Source organism: Pseudomonas sp. PB120, from assembly GCF_009761815.1.
In the GTDB taxonomy this organism is placed as follows: Bacteria; Pseudomonadota; Gammaproteobacteria; order Pseudomonadales; family Pseudomonadaceae; genus Aquipseudomonas.
On the sequence record NZ_RWIN01000036.1, the window covers coordinates 73,151 to 96,467 of the forward strand.

Below are 23,317 nucleotides of genomic sequence, written 5' to 3' on the forward strand. Positions count from 1 at the left end.
TATAAAAATATCCACAGGAGCGTGGAACATGCGTTGGGCGACTTATTTCGCCGTGTTGGCGTCTGTCTTGAGTGTCGGCCTGGCCCTGGGCGTCAGCATGCCGCTGGTGTCGTTTCGCCTGGAAAGCTGGGGTTACGGCTCGTTCGCCATCGGCGTGATGGCGGCGATGCCAGCCATTGGCGTCCTGCTGGGCGCGAAGATTTCCAGTCATTTGGCGGCGCGTCTCGGCACGGCCAATCTGATGCGCTTGTGCCTGTGGGCCGGGGCGTTATCCATCGGCTTGCTGGCGCTGTTGCCCAGCTATCCGGTCTGGCTGCTGCTGCGGTTGATGATCGGCGTGGTGCTGACCCTCGTTTTCATTCTCGGTGAAAGCTGGATCAATCAGTTGGTGGTCGAGCAATGGCGCGGGCGATTGGTGGCGCTGTACGGCAGCTCCTACGCGTTGAGCCAGCTGGGCGGGCCGCTGCTGCTGGGAGCGCTGGGCACTGACCACGATTACGGCTTCTGGGTTGGCGTCGGGTTGCTGGTGGCGGCGCCCTTGCTGTTGCTGGGCCGTAGCGGCGCCCCCACCAGCGAAGCCAGCAGCGTGACCTTCGGCGACTTGCTGGGCTTCTGCCGAGGCTTGCCGGCAATTGCCTGGGCGGTTTCGCTGTTCGCAGCCTTTGAAGCGATGATTCTGACCTTGCTGCCGGTGTACTGCTTACGTCAGGGTTTCACGGCAGAGATCGCCCTGGCGATGGTCAGTACCGTCGTAGTCGGCGATGCCTTGCTGCAATTGCCGATTGGCGCGCTGGCGGATCGATTGTCGCGGCGCACGCTGTTTACCGGGTGCGCGGTGGTGTTGTTGCTGTCGAGTCTTGCGATTCCGTTGCTGATCGACACGTTGCTGATCTGGCCGTTGTGGGTGCTGTTCGGCGCCAGTGCCGGGGGCTTGTTCACCTTGTCATTGATCCTGATCGGCGAGCGCTATCGCGACGATGCGCTGGTGCGGGCCAATGCGCACATCGCGCAGTTGTGGGGGATCGGTTGCCTGGTCGGCCCGTTGGCTGCGGGTGCCGGCAGCCAGTGGATCAGTGGGCATGCGTTGCCGCTGCTGATGGCGGCCGGGGCGTTGGGATTGGTGATACTGCTGTCGAGACAAGGCGCATTCGGCGCGACAGCCGAGCCGGCCTAGAGCGCTGCGCAAACCTGTGGCGAGGGAGCTTGCTCCCGCTCGACTGCGCAGCAGTCGCCGCTTGGCGTCCGCGTTCAGCCGGAATATTGGGGTCGCTTCGCGACCCAGCGGGAGCAAGCTCCCTCGCCACAGTGGAGCGGTGGATGCAGGTTCAGAGCATCCGCTCCAAACCCACGGTGGTGCTCAGCCAGGCATTGAAGCGCCGCCACCAGCTTCCCGGTTCCCGGGTCAGGGTGTGCATCTTTCCGTCGTCTTCGGTGACCCAGACGATGTGTCCCTGTTCAAGTTTGGCCTGATAACTCAGGGACGGCGCCATGCCCTCCAGTGCCAGTTCCCGGACATGTTTCGCCAGTTCCGGACTGTCCACCAGCACGCCCACCTCCGTGTTCCACAGCACTGAACGTGGATCGAAATTGAACGAGCCGATGAATGACTTCTGCTGGTCGAAGATCATGGCTTTGCTGTGCAAGCTGGAATCGGAACCCTCGGAGGCTTTGCTGGCGAAAAAATGCGGCCCGCTGCCGCCGCCTTTGCCGGGCTGACGACGCAATTCGAACAGCTGCACGCCATGTTCCAGCAGCGCTTTGCGATACGGCGCGTAACCGCCATGCACCGCTGGCACGTCGGTGGCTTCCAGGGAGTTGGTCAACAGGCTCACCGAGACACCCGCATCGGCCCGACCGGTCAGGTATACGAGCCCCGGTTGACCGGGTACGAAATAGGCGGAAATCATGATCAGTTCTTTTTGGACGCCGTTGAGCTCAGGCGCCAATTGCGTGGTCAGCAACAACTGCGGGTCGGGCTCGCCCTTGGCCAACACTTTGCTGGGCGCGTCCCACAGCGCCTGGTTCCAGGCCCAGATGAGCTGTCGGCGCCAGATGTCCATGCGCGGGTGTGTCGTGTAGGTCATCAGCTGCTGGTAGAGCGCGTGGTTCTGTTTACGCGTCTCCTCCAGAGACTCCTCGAGGCGGGTCCGGGTGTTTGCCAGGTCCTTGACGGTCGGTCTGCTGGAGAGAAATTCGTCGATCGGCTTGCTCAGGGCGCTGTTCCAGTACTGGTCGAAGCTGTGCCCCAGTTGCTCGGCGACCGGGCCAACGCTGAGCATGTCGATGTCGGTGAAATTCAGGTTGGGTTCGGCATCGAAATACTCGTCGCCCAGGTTGCGCCCGCCCACGATGGCCACGCTGTTGTCCGCCAGCCAGAGTTTGTTGTGCATGCGCCGGTGCTGCTGCGACAGGTTGAACAACCGCCCCATGGTCCGCGTAACGCCGGTGCTGCGACCTAAATGCAGGGGGTTGAACAAGCGGATCTGGATCTGCGGATGCGCGGCAAGCGTCGCGATAATCCAGTCCAGCCCGTCGCTGGTTGTGTCGTCGAGCAGAATGCGCACGCGCACGCCACGGTCGGCAGCCTTGAGCACCTCGTCCACCAGCATCCGTGTACTGATCCCGTCATGGACGATGTAGTACTGCAGATCAAGGCTGCTTTGGGCGTTGCGGATCAGCTCGGCGCGCGCGGTGAAGGCTTCGGTGCTGTTGGGCAGCAGCCGAAAGCCGGACTGCCCTTGATGGGGCGCGGCCTGAGCCTGGATTGATCGACCAAACGCCGAGTCGCTGGCGGGTAATGCCTGGCTGGGTTGGCGTTGAACGTCGAGGCTGGCGCAACCGCTCAGGAACGAGGCGAGTAGCAGAAAAGCGAGCAGGGGCTGTCTGGCTCTCACGTAGGATCGTTCCGATTGTCGGCTGTTGTCGGCATATGACGCTGGTTTCCGCAGAAAGGTCAGTCAGTGATGGGGTGGGTTTGCGCTAATAACTGGATTGCAGCGGAACCGACCTTGCGCACCGCTTCTTCGATCAGCGGTGTTGGCTTGGCAGCGTAGTTCATGCGCAGGCAATTACGGTACTTGCCGGAGGCGGAAAAAATACTGCCCACGGCGATCTGTACGCCTTGGTCGTGCAGGGCGCGATTCAGTTTCAGGGTGTCGAAGCCTTCCGGCAGTTCGACCCAGAGCATGAAGCTGCCTTGCGGACGGCTGGCCCGGGTGCCGGCCGGGAAATAGCGGGTGACCCAATCGATCATCAGGTCGCGATTACGCTGGTATTGCGTGCGCATCCGACGCAAGTGCGGTTCGAAGTGCCCCGCTTTAAGAAATTCAGCGATAGCAATCTGCGGTTGTGGTGCGGTGGAGCCGGTGCTGATGTATTTCATGTGCAGGACGCGTTCCAGATAGCGCCCCGGCGCAACCCAGCCAATCCTCAAGCCCGGCGCCAGCGTCTTGGAAAATGAACTGCACAGCAGGACCCTGCCGTCTTCATCGAAGGACTTGATCGTGCGCGGTCGCGGGTAGTTGTAAGCCAGTTCGCCATACACATCGTCTTCGATAATTGCCACGTCAAAACGTTGTGCCAGCGTCAACAACGCGCGTTTGCGCGATTCCGGCATGATGTAGCCCAGCGGGTTGTTACAGTTGGGCGTCAACTGTATGGCCTTGATCGGCCACTGTTCCAATGCCAGTTCCAATGCGTCGAGGCTGATCCCGGTGAGCGGGTCGGTGGGGATTTCCAGGGCTTTCATGTTCAAGCCCTTGAGCGTTTGCATGGCGCCGTGAAAACTCGGCGAATCCACCGCGACGATGTCGCCCGGTTCGCAGATCGCGCGGATGCTGGTAGACAGCGCTTCGTGGCAGCCGGTGGTGATCACCAGATCGTTGGCCGTCAACTGGCAGCCGGAATCGAGCATCAGGCGGGCAATCTGCTCACGCAGCTCGAGGGTGCCGTGAATGTTGTCGTAATACAGGCCGGGCATGTCCTGACGCCGACTGATTCGCGCGAGGTTGCGCAGCAGCGGTTTCATGGTCGGCGTGGTGATGTCCGGCATGCCGCGGCCCAGTTGCACCACATCCTTGCGCGGAACGGCGCGGATCAGTTCCAGCACCTGATCCCATTGCGAAATATCCACCGGGCGCTGGGCGGGGCGACCAACCGCGGGCAATTCCGGCAGGTCTCTGCTGACCGGCACGAAATATCCGGACTTGGGTTTCGGCGTCGCCAGCCCGCTGTCTTCCAGCACGCGGTAGGCCTGCTGCACAGTGCTCAGGCTGACCCCGTGTTCGACGCTCAGCGCCCGTACTGACGGCAGCCGGTCACCGGGGCGATAGAAGCCCTGTTCTATACGCGTGCCGAGCAGCTCGGCGAGATTGACGTAGAGGGTCATGGCGCAGTCTCGGTAGGGATGATTCGGTCGACCAGTACAGATTAGGCGAAAAATCGCGATTCAGTGATCAAAACCGCAATTCTGTATGGAAATAATACAATCGCATTGAATCTGTAATGCTTTCCGTCGCCCACGCATCATGAAAGCTCTGGCTACCCAAGTAAACAGGAGCAATCACAATGAACGGCTTGAGCGATGTGCGGCTGACGTTACACAGTCAGGAACTGGCGACTGGACAAAATGACGGCGCACGCGAGGCGCTGATGCGCAACGCGCCGTCCGGCCTGGGTCGCTGGGGCTTGTTCTGGCATCGTCTGCACACGCGCAAGGCATTGCTGGAACTGACACCGGAACAGCTCAGGGATGTGGGGTTGAGTCGGGAGCAGGCGCGGGAGGAGGGGCTTAAACCGTTCTGGCGGATCTGATTGGTGGGGCGCTCTTGCGGGCCAATCGCGAGCAGGCTCGCTCCCACATGGGCTGTGTCGATCACAAATCCCCTGTGGGAGCGAGCCTGCTCGCGATGGCGTCGGCGCAGGCGCCATAAAGCTCTCAGACCAATTCCTTCATCCGATGCCACAACATCCCCAGCGCCAACAACGGCGAGCGCAAATGCTTGCCCCCCGGAAACGTCATGTGAGGCACCTTGGCAAACAGATCAAACCCGCCACCCTGCTGCCCGCTGATCGCTTCAGCCAGCAACTTGCCCGCCAGGTGCGTGGCATTCACGCCATGACCAGAGTACGCCTGGGCGTAATACACATTTGGCTGGTCCTTGAGCCGACCGATCTGCGGCAGGCGATTGGCCCCGATGCCAATCATTCCGCCCCACTGATAATCGATCTTCACCTTGGCCAGTTGCGGGAAGACTTCCAGCATCTTTGGCCGCATGTACGCCGCGATGTCTTTCGGATCACGGCCTGAATAGTGGCAGGCACCCCCGAACAACAAACGCCGATCCGCCGAGAGCCGGTAATAATCCAGCGCCACCCGTTGATCACACACCGCCATGTTCTGCGGCAGCAGCGAATGCGCCAGCGCTTCACCCAAGGGTTCGGTGGCGATGATATAGCTGCCGGCCGGGAGGACCTTGCCGCTGAGCTCAGGGTTGAGTCCGTTGAGGTAAGCATTGCAGCCCAGGACCAACGTCTTGGCGCGGACTGAGCCCTGCGCCGTGTGGACGTTGACTTCAGTGCCGTAATCGATGCGCGTAACCGCCGATTGTTCGAACAACTTCGCGCCCAATTGCTGCGCAGCGGCGGCTTCGCCCAGGGCCAGGTTCAGTGGGTGCAAATGGCCCGAACCCATGTCGATCAGGCCACCAACGTAGCGGTCCGATCCTACCACTGAGTGCATTTCATGGGCTTGCAGCAATCGGGTTTCGTAACGGTAGCCCAGGCTGCGCAGTTCTTCGGCGTCTTCGGCGAAACCTTCGATTTCGCGGGGCTTGTTGGCGAGGTCGCAGTAACCCCAGGTCAGGTCGCAGGGGATCTGAAAGCGCTCGACGCGCTGCCGGACGATTTCCACCGCTTCCAGGCCCATGAGCTTCATCTGACGCACGCCTTCCGCGCCGATCACGTTGGCAAATTGATCGAGACCATGGCCAACGCCCCGAATCAACTGGCCGCCATTGCGTCCGCTGGCGCCCCAACCAATCTTGTGGGCTTCGAGCAGCACCACGCTCAAGCCGCGTTCGGCGAGCTCGAGCGCCGTGTTCAGCCCGGAAAAGCCACCGCCCACCACGCACACATCGGCCACCTGTTCGCCCGTAAGTACCGGATGATCGGTCTGCGGCAGGCTGCTGGCGGCGTAGTAAGAGGCAGTGTGCTGGGCACGGGCATTCATGCGCGTAATCCTGAGTCTTTATGTTTAGAAAATTTGACGGAGCATAAGCCGGACGTTCGGATACGGGCAACACTGGTCGGTTGATGCTGTCTGGGCCGGGGCTTTTGCGTCAGAATCCCGCTCTATTCCGTTTTTGGTCGCCGTTTCGATGAGCTGCAACAGTCAGAAAATCCGCACGCTTCGGCAGCAAATCCCTTCGTTCGAGTGCGTGCCCGGCTGCCATGACTGCTGTGGGCCGGTGACGACTTCGCCGGAAGAAATGTCGCGCCTGCCGCGCAAGACGCGCGCCGAACAGGACGCGGCGATGGATGAGCTCAACTGTGTGCACCTTGGGCCAAATGGCTGCACGGTGTATGACGAGCGGCCGCTGATCTGTCGGTTGTTTGGTACTACCCAGACCTTGCCGTGCCCCAATGGGCGGCGGCCGGTGGAGCTGATTCATCCGCGGGTTGAAAAGCAGATTCATGAGTACATGGCGTCGACGCGTCAGGTACTCGTCTGACTGGGGACCGAGTCGCCTGTAATCGCCAGCAGGCTAGCTCCCACACTGGGTCTGTGTCATGCACAGAATGTGTGTCTGCTGAAGATCAACTGTGGGAGCCAGCCTGCTGGCGATGAGGTCCGAACAGGCACCACAAATCCTCAATCCGGAATCGGCAAACTCAAACTCTCCTTCACCTCTTCCATCACGATATAGCTCTTGGATTCGCGCACATGCGGCAGCTTGAGCAGGATGTCACCCAGCAGTTTGCGGTACGAGGCCATCTCGGAGATCCGCGCCTTCACCAGGTAGTCGAAATCCCCTGACACCAAATGGCATTCCAGCACGTGGGGCAGTTTCAGCACCGCGCGTCGGAACTCTTCGAAAGTATCGCCGGACTTGTAGTCCAGGCTGATCTCGACGAACACCAGCAGACTACCCTTGAGGTGCTGCGGATTGAGCCGGGCGTTGTAGCCCATGATGATCCCTTCGCGCTCCAGGCGCCGGACCCGCTCGGTACAGGGCGTGGTCGAGAGCCCGACCTTTTCCCCCAGCTCGGTGAACGAGATGCGCCCGTCCGCCTGCAGGATCCGCAGGATGTTGCGATCGATCTTGTCCAGCTCACGTTTGGTTTGAGTGTTGGTACGCATAGGGGATGCGCCTCCGTGAAAAGCGTTTTTGCCGAGAATTCTCGCCAAATATAGGCACTTATATAGTGAAAAGCACTGCCTAATCTTTTTTACACTGCGCACATCTAATGCTTTGAACAACAAACGTCAGCGGCACGCCGCGATGAGGGATATGAAAATGCGCGTTATGGTCTTGGGTAGCGGCGTCATCGGTACGACCAGTGCTTATTATCTGGCACGTGCCGGGTTTGAAGTGGTGGTGGTGGACCGTCAGCCGGCTGCTGCCATGGAGACCAGTTTCGCCAACGCCGGGCAGGTCTCGCCGGGTTATGCCTCGCCGTGGGCTGCGCCGGGTGTGCCGCTCAAGGCCATCAAGTGGCTGCTGGAGCGTCACGCGCCACTCGCGATCAAGGCCACCGCCGACATCGACCAATACCTGTGGATGGCGCAGATGCTGCGCAACTGCACCGCCAGCCGTTACGCGGTGAACAAGGAGCGCATGGTTCGCCTGTCCGAGTACAGCCGCGACTGCCTCGACGAATTGCGCGCCGAAACCGGCATTGCCTACGAAGGCCGCAGCCTTGGTACGACCCAACTGTTCCGCACCCAGGCTCAACTCGACGGCGCCGCGAAAGACATCGCCGTACTGAAAGAATCCGGTGTGCCGTTTGAACTGCTCGACCGCGCCGGCATTGCCCGCGTTGAACCTGCATTGGCCAGCGTGACTGACATCCTGGCCGGTGCCCTGCGCCTGCCGAACGATCAGACGGGCGACTGCCAGATGTTCACCACCAAGCTTGCCGAGATGGCTGCGAACCTGGGTGTGCAATTCCGTTTTGGCCAGGACATCCAGCGCCTCGACTTCGCCGGTGATCGCATCAACGGCGTGTACATCGACGGCAAGCTGGAAACCGCTGACCGCTACGTGTTGGCGCTCGGCAGCTACTCGCCGCAATTGCTCAAGCCGCTGGGCATCAAGGCCCCGGTGTACCCGCTCAAGGGTTACTCGCTGACAGTGCCGATCACTAACCCGGCGATGGCACCAACGTCGACCATTCTCGACGAGACCTACAAGGTCGCGATCACCCGTTTCGACAACCGTATTCGCGTCGGCGGCATGGCTGAAATCGCCGGTTTTGACCTGTCGCTGAACCCGCGTCGCCGCGAAACTCTGGAGATGATCGTCAACGACCTTTATCCTCAGGGCGGCGATCTGGCCCAGGCGAGTTTCTGGACCGGCCTGCGTCCGACCACCCCGGACGGTACACCAATCGTGGGCGCCACGCCGTTCAGCAACCTGTTCCTGAACACCGGTCACGGCACACTCGGCTGGACCATGGCGTGCGGCTCCGGCCGTTTGCTGGCCGACCTGATGGCTCGGAAAACGCCGCAGATCAGCGCCGAAGGCCTCGATATTTCCCGTTATGGCAGCAAAAAACAGGAGTCCGCAAAACATGGCAATCCAGCGCCAGCTCACCAATGAGCGCATGAGTCAGATCGTCGCTCACAACGGTACGGTGTATCTGGCAGGGCAGGTCGGCGATGACATGAGTGCCGGGATTGAACAGCAGACTCGCGAAACCCTCGCCAATATCGAGCGTTTGCTGGATCTGGCGGGGACCGACAAGCACCATTTGCTGTCGGTGACGATTTACCTGAAAGACATCGACGCGCACTTCGAAGGCATGAACGCGGTGTGGGATACGTGGCTGCCAAAAGGCCTCGCCCCGGCCCGTGCCACGGTTGAATCGAAGCTGTGCGAACCGGAAATCCTGGTCGAGCTGTCGGTAGTAGCCGCTCTGCCGTAAGCCGGTCAAAAAATCCCTCTTCCGGTGCTGTTGGCGGTTTGCGCCGCCAGCCTGCACCGGTTTTTTATTCCCATGACTGCCTAGAAGCCTGCCGCCATGCGTCCAGCCCGTGCCCTGATCGACCTTCAAGCCCTGCGCCACAACTACCAGATCGCCCGTGAACTCACCGGGGCCAAGGCCCTTGCGGTGATCAAGGCGGATGCCTACGGCCATGGCGCAGTGCGTTGCGCCCAGGCGCTGGAAGCCGAGGCCGACGGGTTTGCCGTGGCCTGCATCGAAGAGGCGTTGGAGCTGCGCGCCGCGGGTATCCGGGCGCCGGTATTGCTGCTGGAGGGCTTCTTCGAAGCCGACGAATTGTCGCTGATCATCGAGCATGATTTCTGGTGCGTGGTGCATTCGCTCTGGCAGCTCGAGGCCATCGAGAAAGCGACGCTGAGCAAACCGATCACCGTCTGGCTCAAGCTCGACTCGGGCATGCACCGGGTGGGTCTGCATCCGAAGGATTATCAGGCGGCCTATCAACGGCTGCTGGCCAGCGGCAAGGTCGCGAAGATTGTGCTGATGAGCCACTTTGCCCGCGCCGACGAACTGAACGATCAGACCAGCGCCGAGCAAGTCGCGGTCTTTGAAGCGGCGCGTCAGGGTTTGTCCGCCGAAATCAGCCTGCGCAACTCGCCAGCGGTGCTGGGTTGGCCGCAGATTCCGAGCGATTGGGTTCGCCCGGGCATCATGCTCTACGGCGCCACGCCATTCGAAGAAGCCAATGCCGTGGCTGCTCGCCTGCAACCGGTGATGACTCTGGAATCGAAAGTCATCTGCGTGCGTGAACTGCCAGCGGGTGAGCCGATCGGGTACGGCGCCAAATTCATCACCCAGAAGCCAATGCGCGTTGGCGTGGTGGCCATGGGTTACGCCGATGGCTACCCGCGTCAGGCGCCGACCGGTACGCCGGTGCTGGTTGCCGGGCAGCGCAGCCAGTTGATCGGCCGGGTCTCAATGGACATGCTGTGCATCGATTTGACCGATGTGCCGCAAGCCGGACTCGGTTCGACCGTCGAGTTGTGGGGTAAAAACATCCTGGCCAGTGACGTCGCCGCCGCCGCTGACACCATCCCCTATCAGATCTTCTGCAACCTGCGCCGGGTGCCACGGCTCTATTCCGGGAGCTAGGCGCAGAAAGCCGTCGCCGGAAGTCGCTTCGCCGAACAGGATTCAGGTCAAAGTGTTGTAAATACTGAACGCTGTCGCCATGATAACGCTCACTATTCCAACAATCTGATCCTGGAGGCGCAAGCTTGGACGTCGGCGAACGACTGCAATCGATCCGTAAGCTCAAAGGTCTTTCCCAGCGTGAGCTCGCCAAGCGCGCGGGTGTCACCAACAGCACCATTTCGATGATCGAGAAGAACAGCGTCAGCCCTTCGATCAGTTCGCTGCGCAAGGTGCTGGGCGGGATTCCCATGTCCATGGTCGAGTTCTTTTCCGAAGAGATCCTGCAGGAAAAACCGACCCAGATCGTCTACAAAGCCAACGAGCTGATCGACATTTCCGATGGCGCGGTGACCATGAAACTGGTCGGCCGGGCGCACCCGAGCCGTGCCATCGCCTTCCTCAATGAAATCTATCCGCCAGGCGCCGACACCGGGGACGAGATGCTCACCCATGAGGGCGAGGAAACCGGGATTCTGCTCGAGGGGCGACTGGAATTGGTGGTCGGTCTGGAAACTTTTGTGCTCGAAGCGGGCGATAGCTACTACTTTGAAAGTACCAAGCCGCATCGTTTCCGTAATCCGTTCGATGCTCCTGCGCGACTAATCAGCGCAGCGACACCGGCGAACTTCTAAGCGAGAAGGCGCCCCGTCGGCATGGCGGAGGCGCCCGGGTGGTTTTTACCGCCGCAGCATAAGACCCCTTCGACTTTGGGGTTGTTTCAGTGTGGCGGGCTAACCGCTATACTTGCGCCCGCCTGCGAACCGTGGCCGTAGGCGTGACTAGCCACCATTGAGGGTGAACGCGTGAACCTAATTATGAAAATGCTGGCTGCACCAGCAACCGTATTGGCCCTATGGGCTGTCAGCGCTCAAGCTGCGACTAACGACGATATCGCCAAACGCCTTGAACCGGTCGGTCAGGTCTGCGTACAGGGCAAAGAGTGCAAGGGCATGGAAGTGGCCGCTTCCGCCGGTGGCGGTGGCGGTGCGAAAACACCGGATGAAGTGATTGCGAAACATTGCAACGCTTGCCACGGAACAGGCCTGTTGGGCGCGCCGAAAATTGGCGATGCCGCAGCCTGGAAAGACCGTGCCGACCACCAGGGCGGCCTCGACGGCATTCTGGCCAAAGCCATTACCGGTATCAACTCGATGCCGCCTAAAGGCACCTGCGCCGATTGCTCCGACGCCGAACTCAAAGGTGCGATCCAGAAGATGTCCGGCCTGAAATAAGCCAACGCCTTCAGCGAAAAAAGCCGCTTGCGAGCGGCTTTTTTGTGCCTGCGATTCGCAGGCTACTGTAGAAGCGAGCTCGCTCGCGAAGAACTTGCAGGCGCCGCTGGGTGTCTGGTTTGCAGCGTTATCGTTTACGACCTTCGCGAGCAAGCTCGCTCCTACAGTGATTTCGCAGGATTCAGAGCCCGAGACTGGTCATTGCAGCAAATCCCCGGCAAGCTCGGTCCAACCCCAATTCATGGAATGTAAGGGAGGATCAGATGGTGCAGCTGTGTTCTATCGAGCAGGCGGTCGATGATGTCTTGGCACGGTTGCCGACGCATATCCACATGGGCTTGCCCCTGGGCCTGGGTAAACCCAACCGCTTCGTCAATGCGCTCTATCAACGCATTGCGCAGCTGCCGGATCGACAGCTGACGATCTATACCGCCCTGTGCCTCGGCCGCCCTGCGTTGGGCGACGGTTTGCAGAAGCGCTTCCTCGAACCCTTCATCGAACGGGTCTTCGGCGACTACCCAGAGCTGGATTTCCTCGCGGGCCTGCACCAGGACAACCTGCCGGCGAATATTCATGTCCAGCAATTCTTCATGCAGCCCGGCAGCCTGCTGCACAGCGAGTCCGCCCAGCAGGACTACGTCAGCAGCAACTACAGCCACGCCGCACGCGACATCTACGCTGCCGGTTTGAACCTGGTGGCACAACTGGTGGCGAGCCATGCTGAACACCCCGATCGCTTGAGCCTGAGCTGCAACCCGGACATCACCCTCGACCTGTTGCCGATGATCGCCAAGCGGCGTGCGTCCGGAGAGACGGTTCTGCTGGTAGGCCAGGTTCATAACGACTTGCCCTACATGCCCGGCGATGCGGAAGTCGGCATCGACACCTTTGACCTGCTGATCGATGCAAAGGACAGCAGCACCTTGTTCTCGACGCCGAACATGCCAGTCGGTTTCCAGGATCACTTCATCGGCCTGCACGCCAGCACCCTGGTGCGCGACGGCGGCACCTTGCAGATCGGCATCGGCGCCATGGGCGATGCCCTGACCGCTGCGTTATTGGCTCGACAGGGCGATAACGGCGGTTACAAAGCCCTGTTGGCCGACGTGAATCTTAGCCAGTGGGCGCAGTTGATCGAGCGCGAAGGCGGCGTCGAGCCCTTCGCGAAAGGCCTGTACGGTTGCAGCGAAATGTTCGTCAACGGTTTACTGGTGCTGGCCGATGCCGGCATCGTGCGGCGTAAGGTGTACCCGGATGTTGCGACGCAGCAACAGGCGAACGCGGGCACTTTGGATGAGGTCGCGCAGACCGATGGCCTCTCGGTGCATGGTGGATTTTTCCTTGGCCCGCGCAGTTTCTATGAACGCTTGCGCGAGTTGCCTCAAAGCAAGCGGCTCGAATTCAACATGACCCGCATCAGCTACATCAATGAGCTCTATGGCCAGGAAGAGCTCAAACGCTTGCAGCGCCTCGATGCGCGCTTCATCAACACCGTGTTCACCATGACGTTGCTCGGTGCGGGCGTGGCCGATCAGCTCGAAGACGGGCGGGTGCTCAGTGGCGTCGGCGGGCAGTACAACTTCGTCGCCCAGGGCCATGCGCTGGAAGGCGCGCGTTCAGTGTTGCTGCTGCGCAGCTGGCGCGAGGCGGGCGGGGAGGTCAGTTCCAACATCGTCTGGGGATACGGCCATTGCACGATCCCACGCCACCTGCGGGACATCGTGGTCACCGAGTACGGTATCGCCGATTTGCGCGGCAAGACGGATGCAGCGGTGATCGAGGCGTTGCTCAACATCAGCGATTCACGGTTCCAGGCGGGGTTGATCGCGCAGGCGCAAAGCGTGGGCAAGTTGCCAAAGAACTTCCGCATCGATCCGCGTTTTACCGACAACAGCCCACAGCGATTGCAGGGCATTGGCGCGCGGCACCCGAACCTGTTTCCGGAATATCCGCTGGGGTGTGATTTCACGGAGGTGGAGCGGGACGTGTTGCGGGCGCTGAACTGGCTGAAGAGCAAGTTCAAGCTGACGGAGATTCTGGAGTTGGGTAAAGCGGCGCTGGATGCGCCCGAGCCTTCTTCTTTCCCGGAACATCTGGAGCGAATGCAACTGACTAGCCCGGATGGCTTGAAAGAAGACCTGTTTCAGCGGTTGCTGCTCACCGGCCTCAAGGCCACCGCACAATAACTCCAACATCCAAAACAACTGTGGGAGCCAGCCTGCTGGCGATTGCTATCTTCCAGTCATGAAGAGATTGACTGACACGACGCCATCGCCAGCAGGCTGGCTCCCACAGGGGAAATGCGGTGTTGCTGGTTATTCGATGAAGGTTACAACGCCATCCTTCAGCGACTGGACGCGAGCCAGCGATTCAACACGATAACCCTGCGCATCCAGCTCGGCACGCCCACCCTGGAACGACTTCTCGATCACGATACCCAGGCCCGCCACGGTAGCGCCGGCCTGTTTTATGATCGAGATCAGCGCTTGCGACGCCTTGCCGTTGGCCAAAAAGTCATCAATGATCAGCACGCGGTCGCTGCTGGTCAGGTGACGCGGGGAGATCGCCACGGTGCTTTCGGTCTGCTTGGTGAACGAGTAGACGGTCGCCGACAACAGGTTTTCGGTCAGGGTCAGGGACTGATGCTTGCGCGCAAAGATCACCGGCACGCCAAGGTTCAAGCCAGTCATGATCGCCGGGGCAATGCCCGAGGCTTCGATGGTGACGATCTTGGTGATGCCCGAGTCCTTGAACAGCGTGGCGAATTCGTCGCCGATCAGCTTCATCAGGGCCGGGTCGATCTGGTGGTTCAAAAAGGCGTCGACCTTCAGGACCTGATCGGAAAGCACAATGCCTTGTTCGCGAATTTTCTGGTGCAGTGCTTCCATGAAGCGTTCCTCTTGTGGCGCCATGCGCGCCGAAGCGTGTCAAAAAGTGTTCGGTTAAAAAGTAGTCAATTCTAGCGCTTTAACATCGCGCGTATATCAGCCAATGCGGTATTGCCGCGAACGGCTTTGACTTCGACCGGCGTGTCATCGGTGCCTTCCCAGGCCAGGTCGTCCGGCGGCAGCTCATCGAGGAAGCGGCTCGGCGCGCAGTCGATGATCTCACCGTATTGCTTGCGCTTGGCGGCGAACGTGAAGGCTAGCGTCTGACGCGCGCGGGTAATCCCGACGTAGGCCAGGCGACGTTCTTCTTCGATGGTGTCGGCTTCGATACTGGAGCGGTGCGGGAGGATTTCCTCTTCCATGCCCATGATGAACACGTAGGGGAATTCCAGGCCTTTGGACGCGTGCAAGGTCATCATCTGCACGCCTTCAGCGCCGTCTTCCTCTTCCTGCTGACGTTCCAGCATGTCGCGCAGGACAAGTTTGCCGATGGCGTCCTCGACGGTCATCTCGCCTTCTTCGTCTTTCTCCAGGGTGTTTTTCAACGCTTCGATCAGGAACCAGACGTTACCCATGCGGTAGTCGGCGGCCTTGTCGCTGGAGCTGTTGGTGCGCAGCCAGTTCTCGTAGTCGATGTCCATGACCATGCTGCGCAGCGCCGAGATCGGGTCTTCGCCGGCGCACTGCTCGCGCACCTTGTCCATGAAGCGTTTGAAGCGCGACAGGCGATCAGTGAAGCGCGTGTCCAGGTGCTCGCCCAGGCCGATTTCGTCGGTCGCGGCGTACATCGAGATTTTGCGTTCGGTGGCGTAGTTGCCGAGCTTTTCCAGGGTCGTCGAGCCGATTTCCCGGCGTGGGACGTTGATCACCCGCAGGAACGCGTTGTCGTCGTCCGGGTTCACGATCAGGCGGAAGTAGGCCATCAGGTCTTTTACTTCCTGACGTCCGAAAAAGCTGTTGCCGCCGGACAGTCGATACGGAATCTGGTGGTGCTGCAGCTTCAGCTCGATCAGCTTGGCCTGGTAGTTCCCGCGATACAGGATCGCGAAGTCGCTGTACGGCCGATCCGTGCGCAAGTGCAGGGTCAGCAACTCGACGGCCACGCGCTCGGCTTCGGCGTCTTCGTTACGGCAGCGGATCACACGGATCTCGTCACCGTGGCCCATCTCGCTCCACAGCTGCTTTTCGAATTCGTGCGGGTTGTTCGAGATCAGCACGTTGGCGCAACGCAGGATGCGGCTGGTGGAGCGGTAGTTTTGCTCCAGCATCACCACTTTCAGGGACGGGTAATCGTCCTTGAGCAGCATCAGGTTTTCCGGACGGGCGCCGCGCCAGGCGTAGATCGACTGGTCGTCGTCGCCCACCACCGTGAACTGGTTGCGCTTGCCGATCAGCAATTTCACCAGCAAATACTGGCTGGCGTTGGTGTCCTGGTATTCGTCCACCAGCAGGTAGCGGACTTTGTTCTGCCATTTTTCGAGGATGTCGGCGTGTTCCTGGAACAGTTTCACCGGCAGCAGGATCAGGTCGTCAAAGTCCACCGCGTTGAATGCCTTCAGCGTCCGCTGGTAGTGGGTGTAGACGATGGCGGCGGTCTGTTCCTTGGGGTTGCGCGCATTTTCCAGGGCTTCGGCGGGCAAGATCAGGTCGTTTTTCCACGAGCCGATCATGTTCTTGATCTCGTCGACGCCGTCGTCGCCCGCGTATTCCTTCTGCATGATGTCGGTCATCAGGGCTTTGACGTCGGTCTCGTCGAAAATCGAGAAGCCCGGTTTGTAGCCCAGCCGCACGTGTTCCTTGCGGATGATGTTCAAGCCAAGGTTGTGGAAGGTGCACACCGTCAGGCCACGGCCTTCGCCGCCCTTGAGCAGCGTGCCGACCCGCTCTTTCATCTCGCGCGCGGCCTTGTTGGTAAAGGTCATGGCGACGATGTACTGGGCGCGAATGCCGCAGTTCTGGATCAAATGCGCGATCTTGCGCGTGATCACACTGGTCTTGCCGGAGCCTGCGCCGGCGAGCACCAAAAGAGGGCCGCCGACGTAGCTCACGGCTTCTTGCTGCCGGGGATTGAGTCGGGACATACGAAATCAGGGAGTCGTTTGCGAAATGGGCCGGCATTTTAACAGGCTCAGCGATTTGTGCTGCTCTCTCCGACTTGTGACGCAACACGCTATCTATATTTGCCGGTTTTGATACTTTCACGCAGGATGCGCGGTAAGTTTGCGTTTAATGTTCGTAATTTCGGATACAAAAGCCTCGTTTGATAACTGATGTCATTTGGTCATTGGTTACCGGCGCGGCATAATGCCCGCCGCCTACATCATTGCAGAGTCTAGGGAGCTAGCTTGTCTACGCCTGTCGAACCCTTGCGTTTGCTGCTACTGGCCGAAGAGCCGGCGTGGGCAGCGTTGTTGCGCGAGTGTCTGGCTCCGATGGGGAGCTCGGCCGTGCTCATCAGCGCTCCGAGCTGGGAGTCGGTCAGCACTCTGTTCGAAGACAACCGCAGCGCGGTGTTGTTGACGATCCCGGCCCTTCAGCCGGCGCCCGGCCGTTGCAATTTGCCAACGGTGTTGCTGCTCGAGCACGAACCGCTGTCACCGCCCGATGGTGTCAGTGACTGGCTGGTCCGTGACCTGCTCGATACCGGCATGCTGCGCCGTTGCCTGCGTCACGTGCGTGAGCGCGGCGTGCTGGAAAACACTCTGCAACGACTGGCCGAACAAGACCCGCTGACCGGCATCGCCAATCGCCAGGGCTTCCAGACCTTGCTGGCGGCGCGCCTGGCCGATAACGATGGCCGAGGCCTGGCCCTCGGTCACCTCGACCTCGACAACTTCCGCCACGCCAACGATGCCCTCGGCCACCAGGCTGGGGATCGGTTGATCCTGCAAGTGGTGGCGCGGCTGAAAAGCCAGCTCGAGGCCAGCGATCAACTGGCGCGGCTGGGCAGCGATGAATTTGCCTTGCTGATCGACACCCGCCGCGCACCCCAGCGTGCCGAGTGGATGGCCGAACGCATCACCGAAGCCTTGGCCGAGCCTTATTGGGTCGACGGCGAAAGCCTGCTGATCGGTTCCAGCCTGGGCATTGCCCATGCCCGAGCCCAGGCCGGTGCCGACCCGCTGATGTGGCACGCGCACATCGCCATGCAGCAGGCCAAGAGCACTCAGGGCTGCACGTTTCACATCTTTAACGAACGTATCAATCGCAATGCCCGCAGCATCGCCGACCTCGAAAGCGAACTGCGCCGGGCCTTGCGCCGCGATGAGCTGGAGCTGCACTACCAGCCACGGCTGAACCTTGAGGACGGGCAGATCGTCGGCCTCGAAGCCTTGGTGCGCTGGCGCCATGCCGAGCGTGGGTTGCTGCCGCCGAGCGAATTTGTGCCGTTGGCCGAGCAAAGCGGCTTGATCGTGCCGCTGGGCTACTGGGTTATTTCCCGGGCGCTGCGGGACATGCAGGCGTTGCGTGAGTTGGGCCTGCCGGCGTTGCACATGGCGATCAACCTCTCGTTCCGGCAGTTTCAGGACAGCCAGTTGCTCTCGACCCTGAGCCGCCTGATCACTGAGCGCGGCGTCGAGGCGCAATGGCTGGAATTCGAGCTGACCGAAACCGCGGTCATGCGTCGTAGCGACCTGGTGAAACAGACCATGGATGCCCTCGGACGCCTGGGCGTGCGGTTCTCCCTCGACGACTTCGGCACCGGTTTTTCTTCGTTCGTGCACCTCAACAGCCTGCCGATTGCCTTGCTGAAGGTCGACAAGAGCTTTGTCGGCGGCATGGAAGAACGGGAAGAGAACCGAAAACTGGTCCACGCGATGATCAACCTCGCGCACAACCTCAACCTGGAAGTGGTCGCCGAAGGCGTGGAAACACCGGAGCAGCTGGATTTGTTGCGCGGTTTTGGTTGCGATCAGGTGCAGGGGTATTTGATCAGCAAGCCGTTGCCGCTGACGGAGCTGGTTGATTACCTGAGTTTCGGCAGCAATCAGCAGCCAGCACTGGAAGGCGTGGTCTAGACACGGACCATTGTGGTCGCTTTTGTGGCGAGGGAGCTTGCTCCCGCTGGGTCGCGAAGCGGCCCCAAACGCTTTACGACTGCTTCGCAGCCGAACGGGAGCAAGCTCCCTCGCCACAGAGGATCTTCAATCGGGCTGGATGACTTCGAAACGCTGTGCCGACGGCTCCCGCCGAATCATCCGCTTCATCTTCCACTCGAACGCCAGCGTCAGGCTCACCGCCGCGCACGCCAACCCCAGCGCCAGCCCCCACCACACGCCCGTTGGGCCCCAGTGCAAATGGAAAGCCATCCACCACGCCGCTGGAGCGCCAATCAGCCAATAGCAACCCAGCCCGACAAGAAACGTGGTCTTGGCGTCCTTGAGCCCGCGAATGCAACCCATGGCGATGGTTTGCGTACCGTCGAACAGCTCGAACCACGCGGCCACCGCCAGCAGGCTGACAGCCAGGTTGATGACGTCGCGAAACGCCGGGTCGTTCTGGTCGAGAAACAGACCGATCAACTGATTCGGCAGCAGCCAGAAGACCATCGCGAAGGCGAGCATCGACGCCGCCCCGAATGCAATCCCGACCCGCCCGGCCAACCGCGCATCCAGCAACTGCCCGGCACCGTAGTGCTGGCCGATGCGCATGGTGATCGCATAGGAAATCCCCGCCGGAACCATGAACGCCACCGAGACGATTTGCAGCGCGATCTGATGCGCGCCCAGCTGCGTACTGCCCATGGTGCCCATGCACAGCGCGGCGAACGCAAACAACCCGACTTCCACCGCGTAAGTGCCACCAATCGGCAGGCCCAGGCGCCACAGCTCCTTCAAATACTGCCGGTTGGGCCGCGACAGACCCTGGCGCAGCGGATAAGCGTCGTAGGCCGGGTGCCGACGAATGTGCCAGGCCAGCGCCAGGGCCATGCAGTTGGCGACAATGGCCGTGACCAGCCCGATGCCCATCAAACCCATTTTCGGCAGGCCGAACATGCCGGTAATCAACGCATAGTTCAGCAGGAAGTTGGCCACGGTGCCGCCGAGGCTGATGACCATCACCGGCGTAGCCCGGCCGATGGCGCTGGTGAAGCCGCGCAGGGCCATGAAGCTCAGGTAACCGGGCAGCGCGAACGGCAGAATCAGCAGGAACTGGCCGGCCGCGTGAACGTTGGTTTCTGTCTGGCCGAACAGCAACAGCACCGGTTTCAGATTCCACAGCAGCAGTCCCGCCACGAGTGCCATCAACCAGGCCAGCCACAAACCAGCCTGGGTCAGCCGTGCGGCCCCGACGATGTCACCGGCGCCCTGACGGATAGCCACCAGCGTGCCGACCGCAGCGATGACGCCGATGCAGAAGATCGACACAAACGAATACGTCGCCGCCCCCAGCCCACCGCCGGCCAGCGCCTCGGGACTCAGGCGCGCCATCATCAACGTGTCGGTGAGCACCATCAGCATGTGCGCCAACTGCGAGGCAATCAACGGCCCCGCCAGCCGCAGGATGGCCCAGAGTTCAATACGCGCTGGATGCTGCATGGTCATCACGCTCGTTTATCAAAGAGAACAGGAAAGCGTCGATTCTCGGCGCTCCGCGAGGTTTGCACAAAGGGATAAAAAGGATGGGTTGCATGATTAAAACTCATGCAGATCAGTTTCTGATATGTTCGCCTCATTGCGCTGTAGGAGCGTTCCTGATGTCTCGTCGTCTTCCTCCCTTATATGCCCTTCGAGCTTTCGAAGCGGCGGCGCGTCATAGCTCGTTCACCCGTGCCGCCGAAGAGCTGTCGATCACGCAAAGTGCGGTCAGCCGGCATATTCGTACCCTCGAAGAGCATTTCGCCTGCCGGCTGTTTCATCGCAGCGGGCGCAACCTGCAATTGACCGAGTCGGCGCGGCTGATCCTGCCCGGCATTCGCGAAGGCTTCACCGCACTGGAGCGCGCCTGCAATACCTTGCGCGCCGAAGATGACATCCTGCGCATGAAAGCCCCGTCCACCCTGACCATGCGCTGGCTGCTGGCGCGCCTCAGTCGGTTTCGGCACCTGCAGCCGGGTAACGAGGTGCAATTGACCAGTGCCTGGATGGATGTCGATTCGGTGGACTTCAACCATGAGCCTTTTGACTGTGCCGTCATCCTCGGCAACGGGAGTTTTCCACCTGATTGGGAGGCCAGTTTCTTGTTCCCGGAGGAGCTGATTCCCGTGGGCGCGCCGAATCTTCTGCAGGATCAACCCTGGGACGTCGAACGCCTGGCCAATGCCGAATTGCTGCACCCGACGCCGGACCGTCGCGACTGGCGCAACTGGCTGGAGCGCATGGACCTGACCGACCAGGTCTCGCTCAAGGGCGGGCAGGTGTTCGACACCCTGGAGCTGGGCATGATTGCTGCTGCTCGTGGTTATGGCGTATCAATGGGCGACTTGCTGATGGTGGCCGAGGATGTGGCCCAGGGGCGTCTGAGTTTGCCGTGGCCGACCGCCGTCGCAAGCGGTGAGAATTATTACCTCGTCTGGCCGAAAACGCGCCCGGGAGGTGAACGTTTGCGCCGCCTCAGCGATTTCCTGCAAAGCGAAGCCCGGGCCATGGAATTACCGGATGTCGAGCACCTGAGCTGAATCGATGGAGCCGCTGCAATGGCGGCTCTTGGCTATATCCGGGTTAAAGACTCAAGTATTAAGGATCGCCGCCGAAATCGTGCAAGTGGAACCTTCGTGCAGGTTCGACGCATTTCCCATTATTAGAACGTTGCTGAGCAGCCGATCGAGCAAGATCGGGCGGTTCGGCCAGGAGCTGTCATGTCTCAACCCCGTGCCCGGATCGCCTCACAGCTTGGTCTTGCGCTTGCCGTGATTCTGGCAATCGTCATCAGCGGCAGTACCGTGTTCGCCCTGCGTTCGCTGGACTCTGCCAACCTCGCCACCCGCGAAGAGCACCTGGCCAGTGAGGCCCGCTTGCTGGCCGATCAGTTGAGTACGTTTCACGGCACGTTGCGTGAGAGCACTCAGCGTTTGAGCGGTTTGTTCGAGAAGCGCTTCAGCGCCGGCCTGACATTGCACCCGGATGAGCCGGTGACGGTGGCTGGCGTGAATACACCGGGCCTCCATCTGGGCGACGCGGTGTTGAACAACAACTTCAAGGAAGTGGACGAGTTCAAGCAAATGACCGCCGGCGTGGCGACGTTGTTTGTGCGCAGCGGCGAAGACTTCATACGGGTCAGCACGTCCCTGAGCAAACAGGACGGCAGCCGTGCCATCGGCACGCTGCTCGATCATGCCCACCCGGCCTACGCCCGCCTGATAGCGGGGCAGGGTTACGTCGGCCGTGCCGTGCTCTTCGATCGTTCCTACATGACTCAGTACACCCCCGTTCGCGACAGCGGCGGTAAGGTGATTGCCGTGCTGTTCGTAGGATTCGATTACACCGATGCGCAGAATGCGCAGTTCGCCAACCTCAAGCGCTTCCGCATCGGCCAGACCGGCTCCCTGGCGCTGCTGGATGAGCAGAGCAAATGGTTGGTGCCGCCCGCCGGCGTGCAAGCGCTGGATCTGGCGGTTCCGGCCATCGTCGGCCTGGCAAAGACGCCGGGCAAGGGCGATTTCTGGAGCGACAAATCGGAAGACTTCTACAGCGTCGCGGTGCCGTTCGAAGGCGGCCCTTGGTCGGTCGTCGCGAGCATGCCGCAAGCTGAAATCAGTGCAGTGACCTGGAGCGTCGGCATTCAGTTGGCGATTGGCAGTCTGCTGGCAATGTTGATCGCGGTGGGCTCCGCTGTCTGGTTGCTGCGCAGCAAGCTCGCGCCGTTGGGTGACCTGGTGCGTCAGGCCGAAGCCTTGGGTGCCGGTGATTTGAGCGTGCGCTTGGAGGTGGCGAGCAACGACGAGATCGGTCAGTTGTCCCGCGCTTTCAACCAGATGAGCCAGGCGCTGTCGACCATGGTCGACCACATTCGCAAGGCTTCGGAAGAGGTCAACAGCCGTGCCCAGGCCTTGTCCGGACTGTCCGGTGGTGCCTATGAGGGGATGGAGCAGCAGTCGGGCGAAATCACCAGCATGGCCGGCGCTGTGGAAGAGTTCAGTGCCACGTCCCTGAACATTGCCGACAACATGGGCAACACCCAGCGTCTGGCACAGGAAAACGCACAGCAAACCCAGATCGGTCGTACATCGATGGGCGAAGCGTCCTCGTCGCTGGAGCAAATCGCCGGTGCGCTGAACAGCACTGCGGCGGTGATCAATACCTTGGGTCAACGCTCCCAGGAAATCGGCGGGATCGTCGGCGTGATTACTTCGATTGCCGAGCAAACCAACTTGCTGGCGCTGAACGCCGCCATTGAAGCCGCGCGTGCCGGTGAGCAGGGGCGTGGTTTTGCGGTGGTCGCTGATGAAGTGCGCAACCTGGCTTCGCGTACACGGCAGGCCACCGATGAAATTTCCGGGATGATTCAAAGCATCCAGCAGGAAACCGGCAACGCCATCAGCACCATGGAGCAGGGCAATGTGCTGATGCAGGAAGGCTTGTCGCGTAACGCCAATGTCGCATCGGCGCTGGCGCGGATTGATGAGCAGAGCCATTCGGCCGGTCAGCAATTTGCAGCGATCACCACGGCGACGCAGGAGCAGAGCAGCACCGCGACGTTGCTCAGCAGCAACCTGCAAAGCATTGCGCTGGCAAACAGCGAGCAGCGGGAGGTGGTGTCCAATCTGGCCGTGACGGCTAAAGAGCTGGAAAGCCTGGCGGCGGAATTGCGCGCTGAGGTTGACCGCTTCCGTTGAGGTGCCGCTGAAATCGCCTTCGCGGGCAAGCCCGCTCCCACAAGGATTGCGCAAAACCTGTG

General features: G+C 60.8%; 19 protein-coding genes. 12 read left to right on the plus strand and 7 right to left on the minus strand.

All coding sequences use genetic code 11. From position 1 onward, the window contains the following. The first annotated feature begins 28 nt into the window (after window positions 1–28). Window positions 29–1,174, plus strand: coding sequence for an MFS transporter (locus EJA72_RS06310; protein ID WP_157710642.1), 1,146 nt, complete (start codon window positions 29–31; stop codon window positions 1,172–1,174). A gap of 151 nt (window positions 1,175–1,325) precedes the next feature. On the opposite strand, the gene EJA72_RS06315 is transcribed toward EJA72_RS06310, so the two are convergent. Beyond that, window positions 1,326–2,894 carry a phospholipase D family protein gene (locus tag EJA72_RS06315; RefSeq protein WP_178129109.1) on the minus strand — a complete coding sequence of 523 codons (1,569 nt, stop codon included), beginning with the start codon at window positions 2,892–2,894 and terminating at the stop codon, window positions 1,326–1,328. A gap of 59 nt (window positions 2,895–2,953) precedes the next feature. Continuing rightward, a complete protein-coding gene (locus EJA72_RS06320; protein WP_157710643.1) occupies window positions 2,954–4,387 on the minus strand; it encodes a PLP-dependent aminotransferase family protein in 1,434 nt (477 codons plus the stop codon). Between the two features lie 179 nt (window positions 4,388–4,566). Between EJA72_RS06320 and EJA72_RS06325 the strand changes: the two genes are divergently transcribed. Then, window positions 4,567–4,812, plus strand: coding sequence for a DUF1127 domain-containing protein (locus EJA72_RS06325; protein WP_157710644.1), 246 nt, complete (start codon window positions 4,567–4,569; stop codon window positions 4,810–4,812). Window positions 4,813–4,936: 124 nt separating this feature from the next. Here the strand turns inward: EJA72_RS06325 and EJA72_RS06330 are convergent, their stop codons facing one another. Then, window positions 4,937–6,229 carry an FAD-binding oxidoreductase gene (locus EJA72_RS06330; RefSeq protein ID WP_157710645.1) on the minus strand — a complete coding sequence of 431 codons (1,293 nt, stop codon included), beginning with the start codon at window positions 6,227–6,229 and terminating at the stop codon, window positions 4,937–4,939. A 148-nt stretch (window positions 6,230–6,377) separates the two neighbouring features. Here EJA72_RS06330 and EJA72_RS06335 point away from each other — a divergent pair, with 148 nt between their 5' ends. After that, window positions 6,378–6,731 (plus strand): YkgJ family cysteine cluster protein, encoded by a 354-nt coding sequence (locus EJA72_RS06335; RefSeq protein WP_095633604.1) that lies wholly within the window; start codon window positions 6,378–6,380, stop codon window positions 6,729–6,731. A gap of 140 nt (window positions 6,732–6,871) precedes the next feature. Here EJA72_RS06335 and EJA72_RS06340 read toward each other — a convergent pair whose 3' ends face one another. Then, complete coding sequence (locus tag EJA72_RS06340) at window positions 6,872–7,360, minus strand: Lrp/AsnC ligand binding domain-containing protein (RefSeq protein ID WP_003177284.1); 489 nt, start codon at window positions 7,358–7,360, stop codon at window positions 6,872–6,874. Between the two features lie 157 nt (window positions 7,361–7,517). Between EJA72_RS06340 and dadA the strand changes: the two genes are divergently transcribed. From dadA to EJA72_RS06370, 6 genes are all read left to right on the plus strand, one after another. After that, a complete protein-coding gene (dadA, locus tag EJA72_RS06345) occupies window positions 7,518–8,822 on the plus strand; it encodes a D-amino acid dehydrogenase (RefSeq protein WP_157710646.1) in 1,305 nt (434 codons plus the stop codon). Continuing rightward, the gene (locus tag EJA72_RS06350) at window positions 8,794–9,147 is read left to right on the plus strand and encodes a RidA family protein (RefSeq protein ID WP_157710647.1); all 354 of its coding nucleotides are present in this window, start codon (window positions 8,794–8,796) and stop codon (window positions 9,145–9,147) included. The genes dadA and EJA72_RS06350 overlap by 29 nt, the downstream gene beginning before the upstream one ends. Before the next feature lie 96 nt (window positions 9,148–9,243). Then, complete coding sequence (alr, locus tag EJA72_RS06355; RefSeq protein WP_157710648.1) at window positions 9,244–10,317, plus strand: alanine racemase; 1,074 nt, start codon at window positions 9,244–9,246, stop codon at window positions 10,315–10,317. 125 nt (window positions 10,318–10,442) lie between these two features. After that, a complete protein-coding gene (locus EJA72_RS06360) occupies window positions 10,443–10,991 on the plus strand; it encodes a cupin domain-containing protein (RefSeq protein WP_008150195.1) in 549 nt (182 codons plus the stop codon). Between the two features lie 183 nt (window positions 10,992–11,174). Continuing rightward, window positions 11,175–11,591: a cytochrome c5 family protein gene (locus EJA72_RS06365; protein WP_157710659.1), complete on the plus strand. Its 417-nt coding sequence runs from the start codon at window positions 11,175–11,177 to the stop codon at window positions 11,589–11,591. Between the two features lie 263 nt (window positions 11,592–11,854). After that, window positions 11,855–13,777, plus strand: coding sequence for an acetyl-CoA hydrolase/transferase C-terminal domain-containing protein (locus EJA72_RS06370; protein WP_157710649.1), 1,923 nt, complete (start codon window positions 11,855–11,857; stop codon window positions 13,775–13,777). A 129-nt stretch (window positions 13,778–13,906) separates the two neighbouring features. Here the strand turns inward: EJA72_RS06370 and EJA72_RS06375 are convergent, their stop codons facing one another. Together EJA72_RS06375 and rep are read right to left on the minus strand one after the other, a co-directional pair. Next, the gene (locus EJA72_RS06375) at window positions 13,907–14,479 is read right to left on the minus strand and encodes a xanthine phosphoribosyltransferase (RefSeq protein WP_150712925.1); all 573 of its coding nucleotides are present in this window, start codon (window positions 14,477–14,479) and stop codon (window positions 13,907–13,909) included. Window positions 14,480–14,550: 71 nt separating this feature from the next. Next, window positions 14,551–16,560, minus strand: coding sequence for a DNA helicase Rep (gene rep / locus EJA72_RS06380; RefSeq protein ID WP_157710650.1), 2,010 nt, complete (start codon window positions 16,558–16,560; stop codon window positions 14,551–14,553). Between the two features lie 264 nt (window positions 16,561–16,824). Here rep and EJA72_RS06385 point away from each other — a divergent pair, with 264 nt between their 5' ends. Beyond that, the gene (locus EJA72_RS06385) at window positions 16,825–18,498 is read left to right on the plus strand and encodes a bifunctional diguanylate cyclase/phosphodiesterase (protein ID WP_157710651.1); all 1,674 of its coding nucleotides are present in this window, start codon (window positions 16,825–16,827) and stop codon (window positions 18,496–18,498) included. Window positions 18,499–18,624: 126 nt separating this feature from the next. Here the strand turns inward: EJA72_RS06385 and EJA72_RS06390 are convergent, their stop codons facing one another. Further along, window positions 18,625–20,019, minus strand: a complete 1,395-nt coding sequence (locus EJA72_RS06390; protein WP_157710652.1) for a NorM family multidrug efflux MATE transporter — start codon at window positions 20,017–20,019, stop codon at window positions 18,625–18,627. A 158-nt stretch (window positions 20,020–20,177) separates the two neighbouring features. Here EJA72_RS06390 and EJA72_RS06395 point away from each other — a divergent pair, with 158 nt between their 5' ends. Beyond that, on the plus strand, window positions 20,178–21,098 hold the full coding sequence (locus EJA72_RS06395; RefSeq protein WP_157710653.1) for a LysR substrate-binding domain-containing protein: 921 nt from the start codon (window positions 20,178–20,180) through the stop codon (window positions 21,096–21,098). Between the two features lie 180 nt (window positions 21,099–21,278). After that, window positions 21,279–23,255, plus strand: coding sequence for a methyl-accepting chemotaxis protein (locus tag EJA72_RS06400; protein ID WP_157710654.1), 1,977 nt, complete (start codon window positions 21,279–21,281; stop codon window positions 23,253–23,255). The last annotated feature ends 62 nt before the right edge of the window (window positions 23,256–23,317 follow it).